The sequence below is a fragment of the Allobosea sp. R86505 genome (genome assembly GCF_042466375.1).
Taxonomy (GTDB): Bacteria; Pseudomonadota; Alphaproteobacteria; order Rhizobiales; family Beijerinckiaceae; genus Allobosea.
This window is the reverse complement of record NZ_JAXHPY010000001.1, coordinates 3,326,580-3,347,355: the sequence shown is the minus strand read 5'-3', so window position 1 is coordinate 3,347,355 and position 20,776 is coordinate 3,326,580. Positions and strand designations below refer to the sequence as shown.

The following is a 20,776-nucleotide window of genomic DNA, read 5'->3' as shown; positions in this document are numbered from 1 at the left end:
CGACAGCTGTGAATCATTCGCCCCGCGTCGCCCCCAAGAGCCCCAGCGAGGCGTTGAAGCCGGTGGCCCCGCCGGCGCCGCCGCCCAAGGCTCGCCGCCGCCGCCGGAGCCCCTTCATCGCGATGATGAGCGGTCTCTTCACCGCTCTTCTGGTCGCCGGCGGGCTCGTCGGCGCCGGGATCGCGATGGTCAGCAGCCAGAGCCGTGCACCGGGCCCCCTCGCCAACGACCGCGTGCTGATTATCCCCAAGGACAGCGGCCTTGCCGACATTGCGGACCTGCTGCAGCGGGAAGGGCTGATCGAACATCCCTGGGCGTTCCGCGTCTCCGCGCTCGTCAGCGGCAACTGGACCAAGCTCAAGGCCGGCGAATATCTGTTCAAGTCGCGGGCGAGCCAGGCCGACATTCTCGACATCATCGCCGACGGCAAGGTCGTCGAGCACTCGGTGACGATCCCCGAGGGGCTGACGAGCGAACAGATCGTCGCGCGGCTGCGCGATAACGAACTGCTCACCGGCGACATCATCCAGGTTCCGCGCGAGGGCTCGATCCTGCCGGACACCTACCGCATCCCGCGCGGCTTCAGCCGCCAGGCCATCATCGACCGCATGACCCGCGACCAGCGCGCGGTCCTGGCCCGGATTTGGGAGCGCCGCCCCGCCGACCTGCCGATCAAGACGCCGCAGGAACTCGTCGTCCTCGCCTCGATCGTCGAGAAGGAGACGGGCCGGGCCGATGAGCGCCCCCGCGTCGCCGGCGTCTTCATCAACCGGCTGAACCGCCGGATGAAGCTGCAGTCGGACCCGACGATCGTCTACGGCATCGTCGGCGGCAAGGGAACGCTCGGGCGCTCGATCCTGCGCAGCGAAATCACCCAGGCGACGCCCTACAACACCTATGTCATCGACGGCCTGCCGCCGGGGCCGATCGCCAATCCCGGCCGCGCGGCCATGGAGGCGGTGGTCAGTCACTCCCGCACCAAGGACCTCTATTTCGTCGCCGACGGAAGCGGTGGGCATGCCTTTGCCGAGACGCTCGAGCAGCACAACCGCAATGTCGGGCGCTGGCGCCAGATCGAGGCCGCGCGGCGCGATCCGGGCAAGCCTCCGGCCGAAGCCTCCGTGGACAAGGTCGAGCCGGCGCCGTCGCCCGATACCCGCTCCGAGGCCCCTGCACAGCAGCCGGCGGACGGCCAGGCGATCGAGACCTGGCCCATCCCGGGCAACCGCCGCGCGGCGGCAGGCCAGCTTCCGCAGGGCGCCGCGCTGGCCGGCGGTCGCGTCCGCGCCTTCGATGCCTCGGAAGGGACGCCGCGCGATCCGCTGCTGAACAAGACCTTCGACCTCAACTCCCCCAAGCAGGTGCCGGCGCTCCGGCCCTGAGGCGCGCGGCCGGCGGAGCCGGGCCGTCCCCAGCTTCCTGACTCCGCCGTCGGCGGCTGCGCTTGCCCCCTGGCGCCCCCGCCACTACGGTCCGGCCGCGTCAAGGGGCGGAGGCACGTAGGGTGGCGATCGAGAGCATGACGGGCTTCGCCCGGGCGGCCGGGACGGTGGGCATCCATGCCTTCGCCTGGGAGATCCGCAGCGTCAACGGCCGCGGGCTCGACATTCGCGTCCGCGTGCCCCCCGGCCTCGAGGTGCTGGCCGAGGCCGCGCGCAAGCGCCTGACCGGCGCCTTCTCGCGCGGCACGCTGCACGTCAATCTGCAGGTCACCAGCGATGCCGGCCCGCCGCGCCCGCGCATCAACGAGGCTGCGCTGGCGGCACTGTTGCAGGCCGTCGAGCGCCTGCCGGCTTCGGCCATCGTGACCCCACCCTCCTATGACGGGCTGCTCTCCATCCGCGGCGTCATCGAACTCGCCGAGGAGGGCGAGGACACCCTCACCGCGGTCGAGAAGCCGGTCCTCGCCGGGCTCGAGGAGGTCGTGTCCGGTCTGAAGGAGGCCCGCGCCAGCGAGGGGCGGGCTCTGGAGGCGGTCCTGCGCGGCCATCTCGACGCCATCGCGCGGTTGACGACGGAGGCCGAGACCCACCCGGCGCGCGGTGTCGACGCGATCCGCGAGCTCATCGCGGGCCAGGTCGCGCTGCTGCTGGAGGCGAGCCAGGCGCTCGATCCGCAGCGCCTGCATCAGGAGGCCGCGCTGCTGGCCGTGAAGGCGGATATCCGCGAGGAGATCGACCGGCTGCAGGCCCATGTCGCAGCCCTGCGTCTGCTCCTCGACCAGGGCGGCCCGATCGGCCGCAAGCTCGATTTCCTGTCGCAGGAATTCGGCCGCGAGGCCTCGACGCTCTGCGCCAAGGCGGGCGATGCCGGCCTGTCGCGCATCGGCCTCGAACTGCGCACCGTCGTCGACCAGATGCGCGAGCAGGTCCAGAATGTGGAGTGAGTGCTGATGGCGGAAGTGGCGCGCCCGGCCCGTCGTGGGCTGATGCTGATCCTGTCCTCGCCGTCGGGCGCGGGCAAGTCGACCCTCACGCGCAATCTCAAGACGGAGAACAACCTGGATCTCTCGGTCTCGGTGACGACCCGCGCCAAGCGCCCCTCCGAGATCGACGGCGTGCATTACCGCTTCATCGACCGGGCGAGTTTCGACCAGATGAAGCAGCACAATGATCTGCTCGAATGGGCCGAGGTCCACGGCAACGGCTATGGAACGCCGCGCAAGGAGGTCGAGGCTTCGCTCGCGGCCGGCCGCGACGTGCTCTTCGACATCGATTGGCAGGGTACGCAGCAGATCGTGGCGAAGGCGCGGGCCGACGTCGTGACCATCTTCATCCTGCCGCCATCCATGGCCGAGCTGCGCTCGCGCCTGGTGCGGCGGGCGGAGGATGCGCCCGACGTCATCGCCAAGCGCCTCGGCAACGCCCGCGACGAGATCGCCCGCTGGAACAAATACGACTACGTGATCGTCAATGACGATCTCCAGGCGGCCTATGAATCGGTCAAGGCGATCCTCACCGCCGAGCGCCTGAAGCGCGAGCGCGCGACCGGCCTCTCGGAGTTCGTCAGCGGCCTGCTTTCGGAGAAGCTGCCCTGAACGGCGGTTTCAGAGGCGCGTCACCAGGGTCTGCGCCAGGCGCACGAAGCCGCTGACCGGCACCTCCTCGGCGCGGACCGTCGGCACGAGCCCGGCTTCCTCGATCCAGTCTCCGGGCTCCGGCAGCACGGCCTTCAGGCTCTGGCGCAGCATCTTGCGGCGCTGCCCGAAGGCGGCGAGCGTGATCCGCTCCAGCAGCCGGCGGTCGCAGGGCTCCGGGTTCATCCGCGGCACCAGCTGCACGATCGCCGACGTGATCTTGGGCTGCGGCACGAAGGCGCTGCGCGGCACGTCGAACAGGATCTTCGTCTCGCACCGCCAGTTGCAGAGCACCGCGAGGCGGCCATAATCGGCGCGCTGCTCGGGCGTCGCGACGATGCGCTCGGCCACCTCGCGCTGGAACATCAGTGTCAGCGAGGTCCACCAGGGCGGCCAGGCCTCGGGGCTGAGCCAGCCGACGAGCAGCGGCGTCCCGATATTGTAGGGCAGGTTGGCGACGATCCGCGCCGGCCCGCCGCCGATCCGGGTTGACAGGTCGACCGTCAGCGCGTCGCCATCGATCACCTCGAGCCGCCCGGGGTAATGCGCGGCGATCTCCTCCAGCGCCGGCAGGCAGCGCCGGTCGCGTTCGATCGCGATGACGCGTCCGGCACCCGCCGCCAGCAGTGCCCGCGTCAGCCCGCCGGGCCCGGGGCCGATCTCGACGACGGTCTCGCCCTCCAGCGGCCCGGCGGAGCGCGCGATTCGCGAGGTCAGGTTCAGATCGTAGAGAAAGTTCTGCCCGAGCGACTTCTGCGCCATCAGCCCGTGGCGCTCCACCACCTCGCGCAGCGGCGGCAGGGTGTCGATCTGGCTCATTCCGGTATCCGTCGATGCTGCGCCGCCATCCGGGCGGCGAGCCGGAGCGCCGCGATCAGGCTGTCGGGCCGCGCGATGCCCTGGCCGGCGATGTCGAAGGCGGTTCCGTGGTCGGGCGAGGTGCGGATGAAGGGCAGGCCGAGCGTGACGTTGACGCCCTCGTCGAAGGCGATCGTCTTGATCGGGATCAGCGCCTGGTCGTGATACATCGCCAGCGCACAGTCATAGCCGGCCCGCGCCCGGGCATGGAACATCGTGTCGGCCGGGTAGGGGCCGGAAGCGTCGATGCCTTCGGCCCGCAGCGCCGCGACCGCAGGTCGAACCACCGCGTCGTCCTCATGGCCGAGCGCGCCGCCTTCGCCCGCATGGGGGTTGAGACCGCTGAGCGCCAGGCGCGGCGCGTCGATGCCGAAGCTGCGGCGCAGGCCCTCGGCGACGATGCGCGCGGTCTGGACGATCAGCTCCGTCGTCAGAACGTCCGGGACGCGCCGCAGCGGGATGTGGATCGTCACCGGGACGACGGCGAGTTCCTCGCACCACAGCATCATCACCGGTAGCGGCACAGGCCCGCCATCCGCCGCCAGATGCGCCAGGAACTCGGTATGCCCGGGATGGGCGAATCCCGCCGCATAGAGAACCGACTTGGCGATCGGATTGGTGACCACGGCTGCGGCCTGTCCCGCCCGAACGGCCGCGACGGCGCGGGTGATCGACGCGATCGTTCCCGGAGCCGTGGCGGAGTCGGGACGGCCCGGCTCGACCGCCAGGGCTCCGTCGAGCGGGATCACCGGCAGCGCATCCGCGAAATGCCCCGCCGCCCGCTCCCAGTCGCTGGCGATGAGCGGAACGTCGAGCGAAAGCCGCTGCGCCAGCCGCCCGAGATGGTCGATGTCGGCAATGCAGGCGAAGGCCGGCAGTGCCGCGATGTCGCGCCTCAGCCACGCCGACAGTGCCAGTTCTGGGCCGATGCCCGCCGGATCGCCCTGGGTCAGCGCGAGAGGCGGCAGAGGGGTGGAGGCCTGCAGGCGCATCGGACGTCCTCTCGCCGCCGCGCCGCTGTCGATTGTGAGATCAGCGGCTGGAGGAGGTGACGCCGTCGCCGACGGTCGATCCGTCGAGGTTCTGCGAGTAGCTGATCTCGCCCAGCGTGCGCAGTTCGAGGCGGAACATCACCGTCCTGGTGTCCTTGGTCGCGCCCGACTGGCGGTCGGCATAGCTCTGGGAATAGCTGATGTCGAACACGGTGCACTCGTCGGTATAATTGATGCCGAACGAGGTCGAGGCCGTCTGCATCAGCCGCGAATCGATATAGCGCGGCTGGGCTATCGTCGCGGGCGACGCCATCCAGGAGGTGTACTGGGCGATGCGGACCTCGCGGTCGTATTTGTACTTGTCGAGGTCGAACAGCACACCCGCGCGCAGGCGCCAGTTCGGCGTCACCAGCAGAGAGCCGTTGAGCGAGAGCCCTTCGCGACGCCGGAACACGCCGAGTTCGGGCTGCGGCTCGTAGCGGCCATAGCCGATGGAGGCCGTGATCACGCTCGTCGCATAGGTCGCCGCCGCGTCGATGCGCTGCGCTTCGAACGTCGTCGAATTCAACCGAGCCGCGCCCGTGAAGAACAGGCCTTTCAGGGGCGAGAGCTGCGCGCGTGCGACGATGTCGGAGGTGTCGGTCTGCAGACCCGAATCGAGGCCCGTATTGACGAGATCGCCAGTGGCGAAGGAATTGCGCCCGCCCAGATGATAGGACTGGCCGAGCAACAGGTTGGCGAAAGCCTCCTTGCCGAAGCGCCCGGTGTAAAGCGCGCCGACATTGGCGCGCGTTCCGCCCTCGACGCGGTCGTAGCCCGAGAACTTTCCGCTCCACTCGAACAGGTTGTTGGCGTCGAAGACCAGACTCTGCGAATCCTCATTGGCGACGCGCAGGCTGTTGGTCTCGTTCGGGCGCGCCACGATCTGCGCCACCGGCTCGATGATGTGCGTGCCCCAGTTCGTCTTGGCGACGAAGGGGTAGCGATACATCAGACCGATCGCCGGCATGGCCCGGCCGAACACCTCGTCGGAGGTGTCGACGATCGTGCGGACATTGGAGTTCGGGTAGCCGGCCGTGTCGGGATTGACCGAGAAGATGTCGGCCCGCAGCGAGGCGTAGGGCGTCCAGACCTGGCCCAGCGGATCGATGATGTTGCGCCGCCAGGACACCTCCGCCGTCGCCCGGGCCATGTTGCCGGCCAGCCCGCGCACGAGGCAGGTGTTCTTCTGGTAGACGGCGCAGCCGTCATACAGCGAATAGCCGACGCCGGTGCTGGTCGTGCCGCTGATCAGGTAATTGGTCTGCCGCGGAAGCTGGGCGAACGCCGCGGCATCACGCGTCAGATGCGTGACGTTGGCGTTGAAGGTGATCTCGCCGCCGAGGAAGCTCGGCTTGTGCACCCGCTTGTTGTAGTCGATCACCGGGAGGACGACGGGCTGCTGCTTCTGCCAGTCCGTCGAGGTCAGCGGCTGGAAATAATAGCCGCGCATATCGAACCAGCCGCTCGCGGTCTGCCCGTTGAGATAGGCGGTCGAGATCGCTTCCTGGAGATAGGTGGTCGAGCTCACGCTCTCGTTCAGGATGCGGTAGTTCTTGTAGAACCACCGGTCCGTCGACATCGACGCGTTCCAGCCGAAGGTCCAGCGCGGGTTGATGAAGAACTTGCCGTTGGTCTGGACCGATCCGCGGAACTCGTCGTCACCGGCGCCGAGCGGTGCGGCCAGGAAGGCTTCCTTCTCCTGCTGGAAGATGCCCGAGGCCCGGATCATGTAGGAGCCGGTCATCAGGCGGTGGCGCCACTCAACCTGGCCGAGCAGCCCCTGCCGGGTCAGATAGGTCGGTGTGATCGTGAGATCGTAATTGGGCGCGAGATTGAGGAAATAGGGCAGGCCGACGCCGTAGCCCAGCGGCCCGGTATTGAGGAACTTCGGCGACAGGAAGCCGGACTTCCGCTTCACCGTCGAATCCGGGCCCGACATGTAGGGGACATAGGCGAGCGGGACGCCGGCGAATTCCAGCCGCGCATCCTCGTAATAGATCGTCTGCTCGGCCTTCTTGTGAATGATGCGCGCCGAGCGGACCTGCCAGAGCGGCGGCCGCTCGGGGTTGTCCTTGCAGGGCTCGCAGGCGGTGTAGATGCCCTTCTCGAAGATGAAGGTCTCGCCGTCGGTGCGCTCCGCGCGCGGGGCGGTGAAGCGCGTGCGATCCGGGTTCACGACCCGCAGCGAATCGATGAAGCCATCGCGGAAATCGTCGGTCAGGTTGAAGCGGTCGCCCGTGATGACCGTGCCGTTCGCCTCGGTGATGCGGGCGTTGCCGGTGGCGATGACGCGCTTGCCGGACTGATCATAGGTGACCTTGTCGGCCTCGATCGTGCGGCCCTGATAGAAAATCTGCACGTCACCGACGGCGGAAACGGTCTTCTTGTCGTTGTCGTAGACGAGTTCGCGCGCATCGACGACCATCCGGTCCTGCGGCTTGGCGGCGGGCGGAGTTTGCGCGAGAGCGCTCCCGGCCGAGGCCAGGACAAAGGCGAGGCTCGTGGCGAGGGCGGTCGCCGCGGCATATCGAGCCATGCGTTTCACGCCCGGAACCATACGCTCAATCCTAAATTAACCATAGGCACAGTACGATCTACCCGTCTTCCTGGTAAAGGAGCGCCAGCGCACCCAGCATCGCCCCGATCGTGGCGGGCAGCCAAGCCGCCACCACGGGATTGACGATTCCGGACGAGCCCAGTTCCTCCGACAGCTGCGTCGCAACATACAGCATGAAGCCGGCAGCGACACCAGCTATCACCAGTTTGGTCACCCCACCAAACCTGAAAAATCTTAAGGAAACGGATGCGGCCACCAACACCATGGCGACCAGCAACAGGGGCCGCGCCATCAGCGACTGATAGCGCAGCTCGTAGCGCGTGGTGTCGAGCCCGGCGCGCTGGGTCCGCTCGATCACGGCGGGCATGGACCAGAACCCGACGGCTTCGGGCGGGGTAAAGCTCTGCCGCACCTGCTCGGGCTCCAGCGTCGTCGCGAACAGATAGGTCTTGTAGCTCTGTGGCTCTTCCATGGCGGAGATGACGCGCGCATCCGACAGCTCCCAATAGCCGCCGCGCAGCACGGCCTCGCGGGCATCGATGCGTTCGCTAAATCCGCCGCCGGGCGAGAAGCTGAAGATCGCCACATGGGCGAGGCCGTTGCCGTCCGGCAGCGAACCGGCCGCCCGGATGATGGCCTGTCCGTCGACGCTGCGCTGGCGCAGCCAGATTTCGGGCGCGTTGCTCGTCTGCGCGCCACGGACGAAGAGCCGCGTCTCCAGCGCGGTCGCCTTGCGCTTCAGCTCGGCGGCGACGGGATTGTAGACCAGGATCGACACCAACCCGATCGTGCCCGCGACGACCGCCGCCGGCTGCAGGAACTGCCAGGCCGAGACGCCGACCGAGCGGGCGACGACGAGCTCGAGCTTCCGGCTCAGCGTCAGCAGGGCGAACATGCCGCCAAAGAGCACGGCGAAGGGAAAGATCTGCTCGGCCACGCTCGGCACCCGGAACAGCGCGAGCTGGACGATGAGCGGTGTCGTGGCGGCGGGTGAGTCGCCGGCGCGCCGCATCAGCTCGACGAAGTCGAGGGTGCCGATCAGGAAGAAGAACGTCCCGAACACGCCCAGGATGGAGCGCGTGAACTGCTTGGTGAGGTAGCGCCCGAAGGTCGTGACGAGCAGCATCAGGCGCGCCTGAAACGGGCCGAGAGCGCCGAGAACGGCAGCAGCAGCGGCGCAAGCGCGCGGGCGAGAAGCGGCCTGACCGTCTGGCCGTAGAGGATGACGGCTGTCGACAGGGCGATGGCCGCCACGGGCAGGATGTAGAGCATCGCCGCCGCCAGGGGCGAGCGGACGCTCGCCGTCCAGGCCATGTAGGCGCCGATGCGCGTGGCCGCGACGATCAGGATGGCGGACTGGATGGCGAAGGCACGGCCCTGTCGCGTCGTGCGCGCCTCGCCGATGCAGGCGAAGGCGATCAGCATGAAGGCCATCGGATAGAGCGGTGCCGAGAGGCGATTGTGCAATTCGGCACGGAACCGCCCGGCCTGGAACTTGTAGTAGTTCTCGTTGGGATCCTGGTTGAGGAGCTGCCAGGTCGAGCGCTCGCGCGGCTTGTAGACCGCCTTGTCGCCGTCGCCTTCGCCGGCGCCACCCGTCGGCTCGCCCGAAAGCGCGGACAGGTTCAGCGCATAGCGCTCGAAGGAAATGATCGAGCTCGTGTCGGTGTTCTTGGTCTCGCGCTGGATCGTGCCCTTCTCGAGCATCAGAAAGCTGTTGCCGTCGACATCGACCGTGCGGCCGCGCTCGGCGATGTAGATCGAGGGCTGGTTGGGGTCGCGCCGGTCCTGCATGAAGATGCCGACCAGCGCGTCGCCCGAGCGCTCGCGATAGTGGAAGGTGACGCCGGAATCGAGCGCCACGAACTGCCCTTCCTTGACGACGTTGGCGACGAAATCGGCCCGGATCAGCGTGATCAAGTCGCGCAGCATCCGGAAGCCGGTCGGCATCACCGAGAGCGTCATCCAGCCGACGAGCAGCGAGACCGCGATCGTCAGCACGATGAAGGGGCGGGTGATGCGGTGGGGCGCGACACCGGCCGCGTTCATGACGATGAGCTCGGAATCGCTGTTGAGCCGGTTCAGCGTGTAGAGCGTCGCCATGAACAGCGCGACCGGCGCGATGCCGGCGATCAGCGCGGGCAGCGACAGGAGCGTGACGGTGAAGAAGATCAGCACCGTCTGGCCCTTGCCGGTGATGAGATCGACCTCGCGCAGGGCCTGTGTCACCCAGATCACGCTGGTCAGCCCGATCAGCAGCACGATGGCCGCGATCGTCGCCATCTTCAGGATGTAGCGGTCGAGACGCTGAAGCAGCACGCTTGGTTTTTCCGATGGGGCGGCATGGGGCGCTGCCCCGTCGCTGGTGGTTCGCGGAGAACACCGTATGGTATAGGCGCAATCATGGCGCAAACGGGAATCGTTTGCGGCCGCATCGTTTCGCCCGTCTCGCAACATCGTGAGCCCCCCATGTCGCAACGCCTGAAGCTCGAGATCAAAGCCCTGCACGGGATCGGGGGGCAGGACCTCGTGATCCTGCTATCGGACACGCTGGCTCCGGCCGGGATCGCCCAGGAATGGCTGGGCAGCGGCGCCGGCGATCTCCTGGCGCGGGCGGCCGCCGCCGAACGCTTCAAGGGCAAGGCCTTCTCGGGTCTGACGCTGCTCGCTCCCGAGGCAGCCGGCTATGAGCGTCTGATCGCCGTCGGCGTCGGGCCGGACACCGAGCGCGGCGAACTCGATTTCGTCAAGTTGGGCGGCGCGATCGCCGGCAAGCTCGGTCATGGCCGCAGCGTCGACGTGATTCTGGCCCTGCCGGAGGGCGCCCTGGAGGCGGGCCAAATCGCCGACATCGCGCTCGGCCTGCGCCTGCGCTCCTATGTCTTCGACCAGTACAAGACCAAGAGCCGCAAGCCCGAGGAGGCCGAGCCGATCGCAGTGACGCTGCGCTTGCCCGATCCGGCGCTGGCGAAGAAGGCGCTGAAGGCGGCCGACGCGGTCGCCGCCGGCGTCGAGATCGCGCGCAACCTCGTCAACGAGCCGCCGAACGTCCTCCACCCAGAGGAGTTCGCCGACCGAGCGTCCAAGCTCGCCAAGCTCGGGGTCGAGATCGAGATCCTCGACGAGAAGCAGCTGAAGAAGATCGGCATGCGCGCGCTGCTCGGCGTCGGCCAGGGCTCGCGGCGCGAGAGCCGCGTCGCGATCATGCGCTGGAACGGCGCCAAGGCTGGCGGCCAGCCTGTCGCTTTCGTCGGCAAGGGCGTCACCTTCGACACCGGCGGCATCTCGCTGAAGCCCGGCGCGGGCATGGAGGACATGAAGGGCGACATGGCGGGCGCGGCCTGCGTGGTCGGGTTGATGCATGCGCTCGCCGCCCGCAAGGCCAAGGTCAACGCCATTGGCATCATCGGCCTCGTCGAGAACATGCCCGACGGCAACGCCCAGCGCCCCGGCGACATCGTCACCTCGCTCTCAGGACAGACCATCGAGATCATCAACACCGACGCGGAAGGCCGCCTCGTGCTGGCGGATGTGCTCTGGTACACGCAGGAGCGCTTCAAGCCGCGCTTCATGATCGATCTGGCGACGCTGACGGGCGCGATCCTGGTCGCGTTGGCGCAGGAGCATGCCGGGCTCTTCACCAACAGCGACGAGTTGGCGGACCGGCTCTCGGCAGCCGGCAAGGCGACGGGCGAGACGGTCTGGCGCATGCCGCTCGGCAAGGCCTACGACAAGATGATCGATTCCAAATTCGCCGACATGAAGAATGCCGCCGGTCGCCATGGCGGCTCGATCACCGCCGCCCAGTTCCTGCAGCGCCATGTCAACGACACGCCCTGGGCGCATCTCGACATTGCCGGCACCGGCATGGGTGCCAAGGACAGCGAGATCAACCGCTCCTGGGGGCCGGGCTGGGGCGTGCGCCTGCTCAACCGGCTGGTGGCGGAGCATTACGAGGCCTGAATCGATTTGGCAGCGTCGCCGCTCAACCTGCTGTCGCACAAAGGCTCTTGATGGCCGAGATCCTGTTCTTCCACCTCCAGTCGCGGCCGCTCGAACAGGTGCTGCCGACGATTCTCAACCGCGCCCTGTCGCGCGGCCAGAAGGTGGTGGTGGAAGTGTCGAGCCAGGAGCGGCTGGGCGCCGTCGACGACCACCTCTGGACCTATGTCGACGACAGCTTCTTGCCCCATGTCACGGCGATGGAAGCCGATGCCGCCGCCAATCCGGTGGTGCTGACGACGCTCGATCACAACCCGAACGCCGCGCAGGTGCGCATCTGCGCCGAGGGCGTCCGCATTCCCGACGCATTGGAGGGATACGAGCGGATCGTCCTGATATTCGATGGTGACGATCCCGATGCGCTGACCGCGGCGCGCGAGGATTGGAAGAAGGCCAGGTCCTCCGGCCACGCCGCCAGCTATTGGCAGCAGGACGAGACCGGCCGCTGGGAGAAGAAAGCGTGAGACTGTCCGTATTGCTGCTCTGTGCCGCCGCGCTGGGCGGCTGCTCCGTCGACATGGGCGGCTTCGCCTTCACCTCGGAGACCCGCGAGAGCCCCGCCGGCCCGGTGACCACGGCGACGACGAGCAGCGTCACGGCGAACGCCTCGACCCAGGAGGCGACGCTGACTTCGGACGGCGAGTGCAGCGTCGGCGCCTCGTCCCGCGCATTGCCGCCCGCCATCGCCGAGGGCATCACCGAATGCGAACTGGTCAAGCTCAAGGGCACGCGGCCGACCGACGTGCTCATCGGCGACAGCGGCAAGGGCCAGCGCGAGGTCCAGGTGCTCTATTCCGAGCCCGGCGGCCGCGAGATCTACATGTTCACCGACAACAGGCTCAGCCGGATCGTGAAGCCGGGGCAGGGATGAGCGAGCAAGCCCGATCGGGGCCGGAGCTCGGGGCCGACGAGACGCTCGTGCTGTTCGACCTGCCGCAACGCTGGCTCGAGGACGGGCAGGCTGCTCCGATCCACGCAGCTGTGGTCGACGATGCCGAACTTCGGGCTCTCAACGCCCTGAAATAACAGAGGCCTGATGCCATGCAATGGGCCTCAACATCGCGCTAGACGTGCGCGTCGACGCGCTCCCCGTCGAACCAGCTGATGTCGTCGGTCGAAACCTGGCCGAAGGTGCGCCGCTGCGCCATCGCCATGCGGATGATGCCGAACGCGGTGACGGGCATCGAGATCAGCGGCATCGGGTCCGTCCTGTCCCAGGTCACGTCGCGCGAGGTGAAGAGCTGGCGGACATTGTGGAGATAGCGCCTGGGCGTCAGGATCGAGCCCTGGGTTTCGGTCAGGGTCGGATAGAGCTGTTGCATCTTGCTGTGTCGGCGCAGGCCCAGCGGCTGTGCGAACGGCGCGAAGATGGCGGGCGCGAGGTCGGCGGTTTCGACGAAGTGGACGCCGCTGGTCACCCGTGGATTGCATTCGATGGCCTGCGGCCGGCCCTCGGCATCGTCGATGAAATCGAAGGAGATGAAGCCGCTGTGTCCCAGGCGCGCGACGAAGCCCTCGATCAGCGCCGCAATGTCGGGCCGTGCGATGCGTTCGAACGCCACCGCAACGGTGCCGGCCATCACCGTGCCGCGGTAGAGCACCGTTACCTGGACCCGGCCCTGATGCGCCAGCGTGAAGCTGCTGACATGGGCGCCCGGGAGGCGGCGCTGCACGACCATGGCGCTCCCGTCCGGGCCTGACACCGCGGCGCCCGCCTCGTGCAGGGAGACCCCGCGCCCCGAACAGGACAGCACCGGCTTCAGCACGAAGGGGCCGTCGGCGGCGATCCGTGCCGCCTCGGGCGTGCCGAGCAGGGCAGTTGCGGGCACGGGCAAGCCATGGGCCGACGCGAGCACGGGGAAGCGCGCCTTGTCGTGCAGCGGCAGCAGGATCTCGGGGGGCGGCGCGAACAGGCGCACGCCGGCCGGCAGCCGCCCGTGCAGATGGGCGACATGCATCGTTTCTTCCGAGAGAGGCAGCACGAGATCGATCCGCTCCTCCCGGATGATCGTCAGCAGCGCCTCGAGATAGGCGGCCTTGGAGGCCGAGGGCGGGGGCGTGGTCAGGCTCCGCACGACGCTGTTCGATGCGCCGGTGAGATGTCGGCCGAAAGGCTCGGCGACCACCACCCGCCAGCCCGCGGCATGGAACGAACGGGCGAAATCCAGCGCCTTGGGCAGCCGTCCGATGGTCAGGAGCACGCTGCGCATCGGGCGCCGGCTAGCCCGCGCGCAGGCGGGCTTGGGCCATGATCTCGTGCTTCGGGCGCGTCGTCAGCCGCGCGACCGGCTCGACCTTGCCGGGCTCCAGCGGGTGGACGTCGAACCGGCGGAACAGCCGCGCCAGGATCAGGGTCGCTTCAAGCGTCGCGAAGGCCGCGCCGACGCAGATGCGCGGCCCGAAGCCGAATGGCAGATAGGCACCCGGCACCATTTCATGTTCGCGCTCCGGCAGGAACCGATCGGGGTCGAACCGGTGGGGATCGCGCCAGAGCTTCTCATGGCGGTGGATGGTCCAGGGCGCGATCATGATCATCGCGCCGCGTTTGACCTTGTAGCGCCCGATCGTCGTGGCCTCGGCCGCGACACGCGGGATGAAGGTGATCGGCGGATAGAGCCGCATCGACTCCTTGAACACATTGCGGGTGTAGTTGAGCCGCTTCACCGCCTCGAAGCCGATCTCGCCCGTCCCCGCCACAGCCTCGACCTCGGCGCGGATGCGCTGCGCCACCTCCGGGCGTTCGGCGGCGATGAACATGGCCCAGGTCAGGGCACTCGCCGTCGTCTCATGGCCGGCGAGGAAAAACACGCCGAGCTGGTCGATCAGCTCCTCGCGGGTGAAGGCCGCGCCCGTCTCCGCATCCCGCGCCGCGATCACGGCCGAGCAGATGTCGTCGAAGCTGGCCCCCGCGGCGAGATGCGAGTCGAGCAGCGTGCCCATATGGGCGCGGATGAGCCGGCAGCTATCCAGCACGTCGGCCTTCTGCGGGATGTCCTTGAACGCCTTGTCGAAGATCAGCCGCCGGATCTCGACATGGGCGACCCGGCGCTCGAAATGCGCGAAGGAGGTGAAGACATCCCGCGCCACGTCCGTGTCGAGCGATGTCGAGAAGACGGTGCGACAGATGATGTCGGCCGTGAGCTGGCTCATCGCGAGATCGATCGAGAAGCTCTCGCCGCTGCGGGCTGCCTTTGCGAGCCGCGCCTCGCAATCGTCGAGCGCAGCCGTCATCGCGCCGAAGGCCCGGGTCAGGCGGATATGGGAGAAGGCCGGGTCGATCATCCGCCGCTGCCGCCGCCAGGGGGCGCCATCGGAGACGAAGATGCTGTCGCCGACCAGCGGCCTCAGGGCGCCCACCATCAGATCGTTCTTGGGGTAGATCTCGGTCGGATTGGTCAGCACCGTGCGCGTCAGCTCCGGCGCGTTGACGATCAGGATCGAGCGGCGCGAATAGCCGAGCGGGCTGACATCGACCTCATAGGCTTCCTTCGGGAGCAGGCTGAGCAGGTCGCCATCGCCGCGCCAGGCGGCCCGCAGCAGCGCGCTCAACGGGCCCAGCGGCCGCGGACGCGGCGGCTCGTATTCCGGCGCGCTGTTCGGCCGCGCCGGAGCAGTGCTCTCGCTGGCAGCCGGGCACAGTGAAGCGCCCTCGAGATGCGGGCAGGCCGTCGTCAGATGGGTGGCGCGGCTCTCGGTCACAGCCCTTGAAGAGTAGGGCGGCCTGCGGCAATCTGTCAATAATTCTGGACACTCGAAATGTCAGTTGGTCCGTGATGCTGTGGTGGCTGTTTCACGCCTTCATCATCGGTCACATCGTCTTCGGGGCGGTGGGGCTGGTCAGTTTCTGGCCGCCGGTCGTGGGGCGTAAGGGCGCGCCGGTGCACCGTAGATGGGGCAGGGTCTTCACCACCTGCCTGTTGTGGACAGGCTCATTCGCGATCGGAATCAGCCTGTGCACGCTGGCGGACCCGTTGGGCACCCATCCGCATCTGAAGGATGCCGTGTTCGTGCGCGGCATCTTCGGGGTCATGATGCTGTATCTCGCCATCCTGACCGTCAATCTCGCCTGGTACGGCCTTCAATGCGTCCGCAACAAGCGCGACCATGCCGCCAACCGGCGTGGGGCCAATCTCATCCTGCAGCCGGTGCTGTTCGTGGCGGCGCTCGCCTGTGCCGTCGAAGGGTGGCTGATCGGGCAGCCTCTGATGATCGGTATGTCGGTGGTCGGCTTTGCCACGGTGGCGACCAACCTCGCCTTCATGCTGACGGCCAACCCCGGCCCGAAGGACTGGCTGAAGGAGCATCTCAAGGGTCTCGTCGGGGCGGGAATCTCGGTTTACACGGCGTTCTTCGCCTTTGGCGCCGTGCGGCTCATGCCGGAGATCGCGCTCAACCCGGTCCTCTGGGCGGTGCCGCTGGTGGTGGGGCTGTCGATCATCATCTACCATCAGGTCAGGATTCGCCTGAGCCTGTTGCCGCGGGCGCGGCAGGGCGCAGCGCCGTGATGGCAGCGGCCCAGGCAGGTTGACGCCGCTCGCGCAGCCGACAGCTCTTGTCGGGCGAAGGCCGAAAACACTTCGCCGCCGCGGGATAGGATGCGACAAGGTCGGATGCCGCGCGCGCCCCCAAGGCCGCGCCTTTGATCCGTCACTGCATCGCGCAGGAGCAGCCATCATGGCCGAGCGCTTCGAACGTCACCGCCAGCCCTGGACCGGCGAGGAACTCGACAAGCTGAAGACGCTCGCGCGGAAGGGCATGGCGCTGAAGGCCATCGCCAAGGCGCTGACCCGCAGCGAGGAATCGATCAAGGACCGCGCCAAGCTCGACGGCATCGGGATCGCCAAGCTGAGGTAAGGCGCGCTTACGCGCTCTCCAGCTCCGCGCTCAGCTCCAGCCATTCCTCCTCCGCCGCTTCCAGCGCCGCGGCGAGGTCCGCGCGCTGGCGCGACAGCGTCAGTGCCTTCTCCGGGTCGCGGGCGAAGGCGGCACCATTGCCGAGCACGCCGTCGACCTTCTCGATCAGCCCGGTGAGCTTGGCGATCTTGGCCTCGGTCAGGTTGAGCTTCTGGCGCAGCGGCCCCTGCGCCATGCGCTTCGTCGCCGCCTCCTTGCGCTCCTCGGTCTTCGGTTTGGTGCCTGACGCCTCGGCCGCCTTCTCGCGCCGTGCCGCCTTGGCGCCGCCGAGCACGAGGCTGCGGTAATCCTCCATGTCGCCGTCGAAGTTCTTCACCGTGCCGTCGCCGACGATCCAGAGCCGGTCGGCGCAGGATTCGATCAGGAAGCGGTCGTGGCTGACCAGGATCACGGCGCCCGGATAGTCGTTGATCGCGTTGACCAGCGCGGTGCGGCTGTCGATGTCGAGATGGTTGGTCGGTTCGTCGAGGATCAGCAGATGCGGCCCCGCGAAGGCCGCGAGCCCCAGCATCAGCCGCGCCTTCTCGCCGCCCGAGAGGTTTTTCACCGGCGTGTCGGCCTTGGAGGCGGGAAAGCCGATCTGCGCCGCCTTGGAGCGCACCTTCGCCTCGGGCGCGTCCGGCATCAGGTCGCGCAGATGGCCGACAGGCGTGTCCTCCATGCGCAGCTCGTCGAGCTGGTGCTGGGCGAAATAGGCCGTCTCCAGCTTGGACGATTTGCGCATCGTGCCCGACAGCGGCGCGAGCCGCCCGCCGATCAGCTTGCAGAAGGTCGACTTGCCGTTGCCGTTCGAGCCGAGCAGGGCGATGCGGTCGTCCGGCAGCAGCGTCAGGTTGAGCTTCGAGAGCACCTTGCGCTCGCCATAGCCGGCGCTGGCATCGTCGAGCACGATCATCGGCGGCGCCAGCGGCCGCTCGGGACCGGGCAGGCTGAAGGGCTGGACGTCGCGGTCGACGATGGTCGCGATCGTCTCCATCTTCTCCAGCCGCTTGACGCGGGACTGCGCCTGGCGCGCCTTGGTCGCCTTCGCCTTGAAGCGGTCGACGAAGGATTGCAGGTGCTTGCGCTCGGCGTCCTGCTTCTCCTTCGCCTTGGCGAGCTGCATCTGCTTTTCGGCGCGCTGCTTGGCGAAGGAGGTATAGCCGCCGCGGTAGATCGTCAGCTTGCCCTGATCGAGATGCAGGATGTGGTCGACGCAGGTGTCGAGCAGCTCGCGGTCATGGCTGACGACCAGCACGGTGTGCGGATAGCGCTCGAGATAGTCGTAGAGCCAGAGCGTACCTTCGAGATCGAGATAGTTGGTCGGCTCGTCGAGCAGCAGCAGGTCGGGCTGCGAGAACAGCACGGCGGCGAGCGCCACCCGCATCCGCCAGCCGCCGGAGAAGTCGGAGCAGGGGCGCTGCTGCGCCGCCTCGTCGAAGCCCAGCCCGTAGAGCACGGTGGCAGCCCGCGCCGGCGCCGAGTGCGCGTCGATATCGGCCAGACGCGTGCCGATCTCGGCGATGCGGTGGGGATCGGTCGCGGTCTCGGATTCGGCCAGCAGGGCGGCCCGCTCCGTGTCGGCGGCGAGCACCACCTCGATCAGCGATTCCGGCCCGCCCGGCGCCTCCTGCGCGACGCCGCCGATCCGCCGTCCCTTGGGCAGGCTGATGCTGCCGCCCTCGGCCGAGAGATCGCCCGTGATCATCCGGAACAGGGTGGTCTTGCCGGTGCCGTTGCGGCCGACGAGGCCGACGCGCGAGCCGTCCGGCAGCGAGGCGCTGGCATGATCGAGCAGCAGTCGCTCGCCGAGACGATAGGTGATGTCGTTGATGGTGAGCATCGCGGGGTTCTGGCGCGAAGACCCGGTGAAGGCAATCACGAAATCGACAGAAAAGGCCTGTCATGCTTTCGCCACGATCCCGCCATCTGCGGGCCGGGTGCGGCCATCACCAAGGGTAAGTGACAATTCACCGATTCGTGGAGGAGGCGAGATGCATTTTGATCTGAATGGTTTCGGCCGGCGGCGGAGTTCGGTGTCTGCATCTCTGCTGGTGTTGCTTTCGGTCACCATCGGGAGCGCGATGACCCTGCTGGCGATCGTGCCATCGTCCTGAGCGCTGGGTCTTCAAACGACGTTAACCAGATTCTGTTCTTGTTAGGCGCGCGCGCTTCCGCTGCGGAATACGGGGCCCCGGACGTTGTCGAGCCTGCGAGTCAGACTTCCTGCGGCCATGCTTCTGCTGGCCTGCCTGGCCGTGCTCGCGGTCGGTCTATCCGGATATCGCGCCGTCTCGATCTGGGCCGACGAGGCTGTTCGTGAACGGCTGACCGTGCTGGCGGAGGGCCGCGCCAGGGCCCTCGAGCGCCGCTGGGACCGCTTCGTCGCCGAGCTTTCCGTGCAGGCACATAGCGCCCATCAGGTGTCGTCGCTCGACGAAATCCGCGGCTGGCTGGAGCTGCCCGAGCAGCGCGCCGCCATCATCGACTATTTCCAGCAGGGCGGCGCGCTCGACGCCGAGGAGCGCATGGCCCGCGCCGGTCTCGGCCAGCGCCACGGTTTCATGAAGCGCCATCTCGAATTTCACGGAACCTATCTCGCCGCGCTCCGGCAATTCGATTATGCCGACATCTACCTCGTTGCCCCCAATGGCCGTGTCGTCTACAGCGTCACCAAGGGAGCTGAGTTCGGGAGGCTCCTGAGCGAGGACGATCTGGCGGGAACCGGGCTGGCGAAGGCCGTGGCGGCCGCAGCCGTCACCGGGATCGACCAGCCGGCATCGGTGGACTTTGCGCCCTATGACGTGGTCGGCGGCGCGCCCCGGGCCTTCGTCGCCCAGCGCTTCTACAATCCGACCTCGCACCAGCCTGTCGGCACCGTCGTGCTCTCGGCCGGCCCAGCCTTCATCGATGCGGCGCTGATGTCGGTCGCGGGCGATTCGGACGACGTTCGGACCTATGTCGTCGGGTCCGATGGCTTCCTGCGCTCCGATCCGGCGGCGCGGCTGGCCGGTCGCAGTCCGCGCGAGACCATGGATCGCAGCCGCTTGCCCAGCGAAGGCGTCCTGCGGTTGATCAGCCGCGATGGCGAGCCGCTCGTCGCGGTGGGGCGCGAGGTCGAGATCGCTGGAGGGTCGTGGTTGCTGTGGCTGACCAAGACTGAACGCAAGGCCTTCGCGGTGATGGACAAGGTCGACCGGGCGCTGGTGCTCGGCGCGCTGACCGTGATCGGACCGCTTCTGCTTCTCGCGCTGCTGATGGGGCTGTCGGTGACGCGGCCGATCGCCGGCCTCGCCGAGGCGCTGGCGGGCATCGCCGCGGGCCGCACCGATCTGCGCATTCCCGGCGAAAGACGCCGTGACGAGATCGGCGCCATCGCTGCAGCTGTGGCCAAAATTCGTGAGAACCTGCTGCGTGACGAGAGCCGGCGGCTGGAGGAACGCGAGGAGCGCGACCGCGAGGCAGCCCAGCAGCGCTCGACATTGCTCGCCGATCTGGCGAGCGATCTCGAACGCTCGGTCCTCGGCGTCACCTCATCCGTATCGGCGGCCGCCGAACAGCTCAGCGTCACCGCCCAGGAGCTCTCGGGCGGGGCCCTCCGGACTCAGGAGAACGCCGTCACCGTCCATGGTGCCACCTCGCGGGCCGTCGCCAGCATCCGCTCGATCGAGGGCGCCGCGCAGGAACTGAGCCAGGCGATCGACCGGCTCGATGCCGACGTCCAGTCCTCGGACCGGTCGGCGCGCACGGCAAGGGACCATGCCGAGGCGATGGGCAGCGTCGTCGAACAGCTCGCCGCCGGTGCGGCACGCGTCTCCGACGTGATCGGGCTGATCTCCGACATCGCGGCGCAGACCAATCTGCTCGCACTCAACGCGACCATCGAAGCGGCCCGCGCCGGCGAGGCCGGTCGCGGCTTCGCCGTCGTCGCCTCCGAGGTGAAGGGCCTGTCGGGCCAGACTGCCCGCGCCATCGACGACATTTCCCGCCAGATCGCCACGATGAACCAGGCGACGGCAGCGACGGTCGAATCGATCGGCAGCATCCAGGACATGATCGGCGGGCTCAGCGACGTGGTCCGTCGCACCGCGGAGACGATGCGTCACCAGCACGGCGTCACCCATGCCATCGCCGAGGATGTCGGCCTCGCGACCAACGAATTCTCGCGCATCGGCGAGGCGACCAGCCTGGTCTCGGCCGCTTCGCAGCAGACCTCCGAAGCGGCCGCCGCCGTGTCGCGCGCCTCCGCCGAACTGACCGGCCTCGCCCATCAACTCAAGTCGCGGGTGGCGGGGTTCATCGTGCAGGTCCGAGCCGCCTGACGGACAGGCCCGGCCCCTCGGGCCGCTTGTCGGG

The 20,776-nt window shown here is 68.1% G+C and carries 19 protein-coding genes; 11 read left to right on the top strand and 8 right to left on the bottom strand.

What is annotated here, in order from left to right; translation table 11 throughout:
- Positions 1–8: 8 nt before the first annotated feature.
- The 3 genes from mltG (at position 9) to gmk (ending at position 3,037) form a co-directional block, all read left to right on the top strand.
- On the top strand, positions 9–1,382 hold the full coding sequence (gene mltG / locus SJY11_RS16050; RefSeq protein WP_376987719.1) for an endolytic transglycosylase MltG: 1,374 nt from the start codon (positions 9–11) through the stop codon (positions 1,380–1,382).
- Positions 1,383–1,504: 122 nt separating this feature from the next.
- Complete coding sequence (locus tag SJY11_RS16045) at positions 1,505–2,386, top strand: YicC/YloC family endoribonuclease (RefSeq protein WP_376987717.1); 882 nt, start codon at positions 1,505–1,507, stop codon at positions 2,384–2,386.
- Between the two features lie 6 nt (positions 2,387–2,392).
- Entirely contained in the window at positions 2,393–3,037 is a 645-nt protein-coding gene (gmk, locus tag SJY11_RS16040; RefSeq protein WP_326912024.1) for a guanylate kinase, read from the top strand.
- A 9-nt stretch (positions 3,038–3,046) separates the two neighbouring features.
- Here gmk and rsmA read toward each other — a convergent pair whose 3' ends face one another.
- Genes rsmA through lptF form a run of 5 tightly spaced genes read right to left on the bottom strand, consistent with a single transcriptional unit; the run spans position 3,047 to position 9,844 of the window.
- Complete coding sequence (rsmA, locus tag SJY11_RS16035) at positions 3,047–3,895, bottom strand: 16S rRNA (adenine(1518)-N(6)/adenine(1519)-N(6))-dimethyltransferase RsmA (protein ID WP_376987715.1); 849 nt, start codon at positions 3,893–3,895, stop codon at positions 3,047–3,049.
- Positions 3,892–4,926 carry a 4-hydroxythreonine-4-phosphate dehydrogenase PdxA gene (pdxA, locus tag SJY11_RS16030; protein ID WP_376987713.1) on the bottom strand — a complete coding sequence of 345 codons (1,035 nt, stop codon included), beginning with the start codon at positions 4,924–4,926 and terminating at the stop codon, positions 3,892–3,894. Before pdxA ends, rsmA begins: the two co-directional genes overlap by 4 nt.
- Positions 4,927–4,966: 40 nt before the next feature.
- Positions 4,967–7,504, bottom strand: coding sequence for an LPS-assembly protein LptD (locus SJY11_RS16025; RefSeq protein ID WP_376987712.1), 2,538 nt, complete (start codon positions 7,502–7,504; stop codon positions 4,967–4,969).
- Positions 7,505–7,562: 58 nt separating this feature from the next.
- Positions 7,563–8,651 (bottom strand): LPS export ABC transporter permease LptG, encoded by a 1,089-nt coding sequence (lptG, locus tag SJY11_RS16020; protein ID WP_376987710.1) that lies wholly within the window; start codon positions 8,649–8,651, stop codon positions 7,563–7,565.
- The gene (gene lptF / locus SJY11_RS16015; RefSeq protein WP_376987708.1) at positions 8,651–9,844 is read right to left on the bottom strand and encodes an LPS export ABC transporter permease LptF; all 1,194 of its coding nucleotides are present in this window, start codon (positions 9,842–9,844) and stop codon (positions 8,651–8,653) included. The genes lptG and lptF overlap by 1 nt, the downstream gene beginning before the upstream one ends.
- 150 nt (positions 9,845–9,994) lie before the next feature.
- Between lptF and SJY11_RS16010 the strand changes: the two genes are divergently transcribed.
- From SJY11_RS16010 to SJY11_RS15995, 4 genes are read left to right on the top strand one after another with little or no spacing between them, the layout of a single operon-like run.
- A complete protein-coding gene (locus SJY11_RS16010) occupies positions 9,995–11,488 on the top strand; it encodes a leucyl aminopeptidase (protein ID WP_376987706.1) in 1,494 nt (497 codons plus the stop codon).
- A 50-nt stretch (positions 11,489–11,538) separates the two neighbouring features.
- Positions 11,539–11,991, top strand: a complete 453-nt coding sequence (locus SJY11_RS16005; RefSeq protein WP_376987704.1) for a DNA polymerase III subunit chi — start codon at positions 11,539–11,541, stop codon at positions 11,989–11,991.
- A complete protein-coding gene (locus SJY11_RS16000) occupies positions 11,988–12,398 on the top strand; it encodes a hypothetical protein (protein WP_376987703.1) in 411 nt (136 codons plus the stop codon). Before SJY11_RS16005 ends, SJY11_RS16000 begins: the two co-directional genes overlap by 4 nt.
- On the top strand, positions 12,395–12,553 hold the full coding sequence (locus tag SJY11_RS15995; RefSeq protein ID WP_376987701.1) for a hypothetical protein: 159 nt from the start codon (positions 12,395–12,397) through the stop codon (positions 12,551–12,553). Before SJY11_RS16000 ends, SJY11_RS15995 begins: the two co-directional genes overlap by 4 nt.
- 38 nt (positions 12,554–12,591) lie before the next feature.
- Here SJY11_RS15995 and SJY11_RS15990 read toward each other — a convergent pair whose 3' ends face one another.
- A complete protein-coding gene (locus tag SJY11_RS15990) occupies positions 12,592–13,728 on the bottom strand; it encodes an ATP-grasp domain-containing protein (protein WP_376987700.1) in 1,137 nt (378 codons plus the stop codon).
- A gap of 19 nt (positions 13,729–13,747) precedes the next feature.
- Positions 13,748–15,226, bottom strand: coding sequence for a cytochrome P450 (locus SJY11_RS15985; protein WP_376987698.1), 1,479 nt, complete (start codon positions 15,224–15,226; stop codon positions 13,748–13,750).
- Between the two features lie 74 nt (positions 15,227–15,300).
- Here SJY11_RS15985 and SJY11_RS15980 point away from each other — a divergent pair, with 74 nt between their 5' ends.
- Positions 15,301–16,032, top strand: coding sequence for a hypothetical protein (locus SJY11_RS15980; RefSeq protein ID WP_376987696.1), 732 nt, complete (start codon positions 15,301–15,303; stop codon positions 16,030–16,032).
- Between the two features lie 169 nt (positions 16,033–16,201).
- Entirely contained in the window at positions 16,202–16,381 is a 180-nt protein-coding gene (locus SJY11_RS15975) for a hypothetical protein (RefSeq protein ID WP_069055022.1), read from the top strand.
- A 7-nt stretch (positions 16,382–16,388) separates the two neighbouring features.
- Here the strand turns inward: SJY11_RS15975 and SJY11_RS15970 are convergent, their stop codons facing one another.
- The gene (locus tag SJY11_RS15970; RefSeq protein ID WP_376987694.1) at positions 16,389–18,263 is read right to left on the bottom strand and encodes an ABC-F family ATP-binding cassette domain-containing protein; all 1,875 of its coding nucleotides are present in this window, start codon (positions 18,261–18,263) and stop codon (positions 16,389–16,391) included.
- Between SJY11_RS15970 and SJY11_RS15965 the strand changes: the two genes are divergently transcribed.
- Both SJY11_RS15965 and SJY11_RS15960 read left to right on the top strand, forming a co-directional pair.
- Positions 18,244–18,537, top strand: a complete 294-nt coding sequence (locus SJY11_RS15965; RefSeq protein ID WP_376987692.1) for a hypothetical protein — start codon at positions 18,244–18,246, stop codon at positions 18,535–18,537. The genes SJY11_RS15970 and SJY11_RS15965 overlap by 20 nt on opposite strands.
- 117 nt (positions 18,538–18,654) lie before the next feature.
- Positions 18,655–20,742, top strand: coding sequence for a methyl-accepting chemotaxis protein (locus SJY11_RS15960; RefSeq protein ID WP_376987691.1), 2,088 nt, complete (start codon positions 18,655–18,657; stop codon positions 20,740–20,742).
- Positions 20,743–20,776 lie beyond the last annotated feature (34 nt).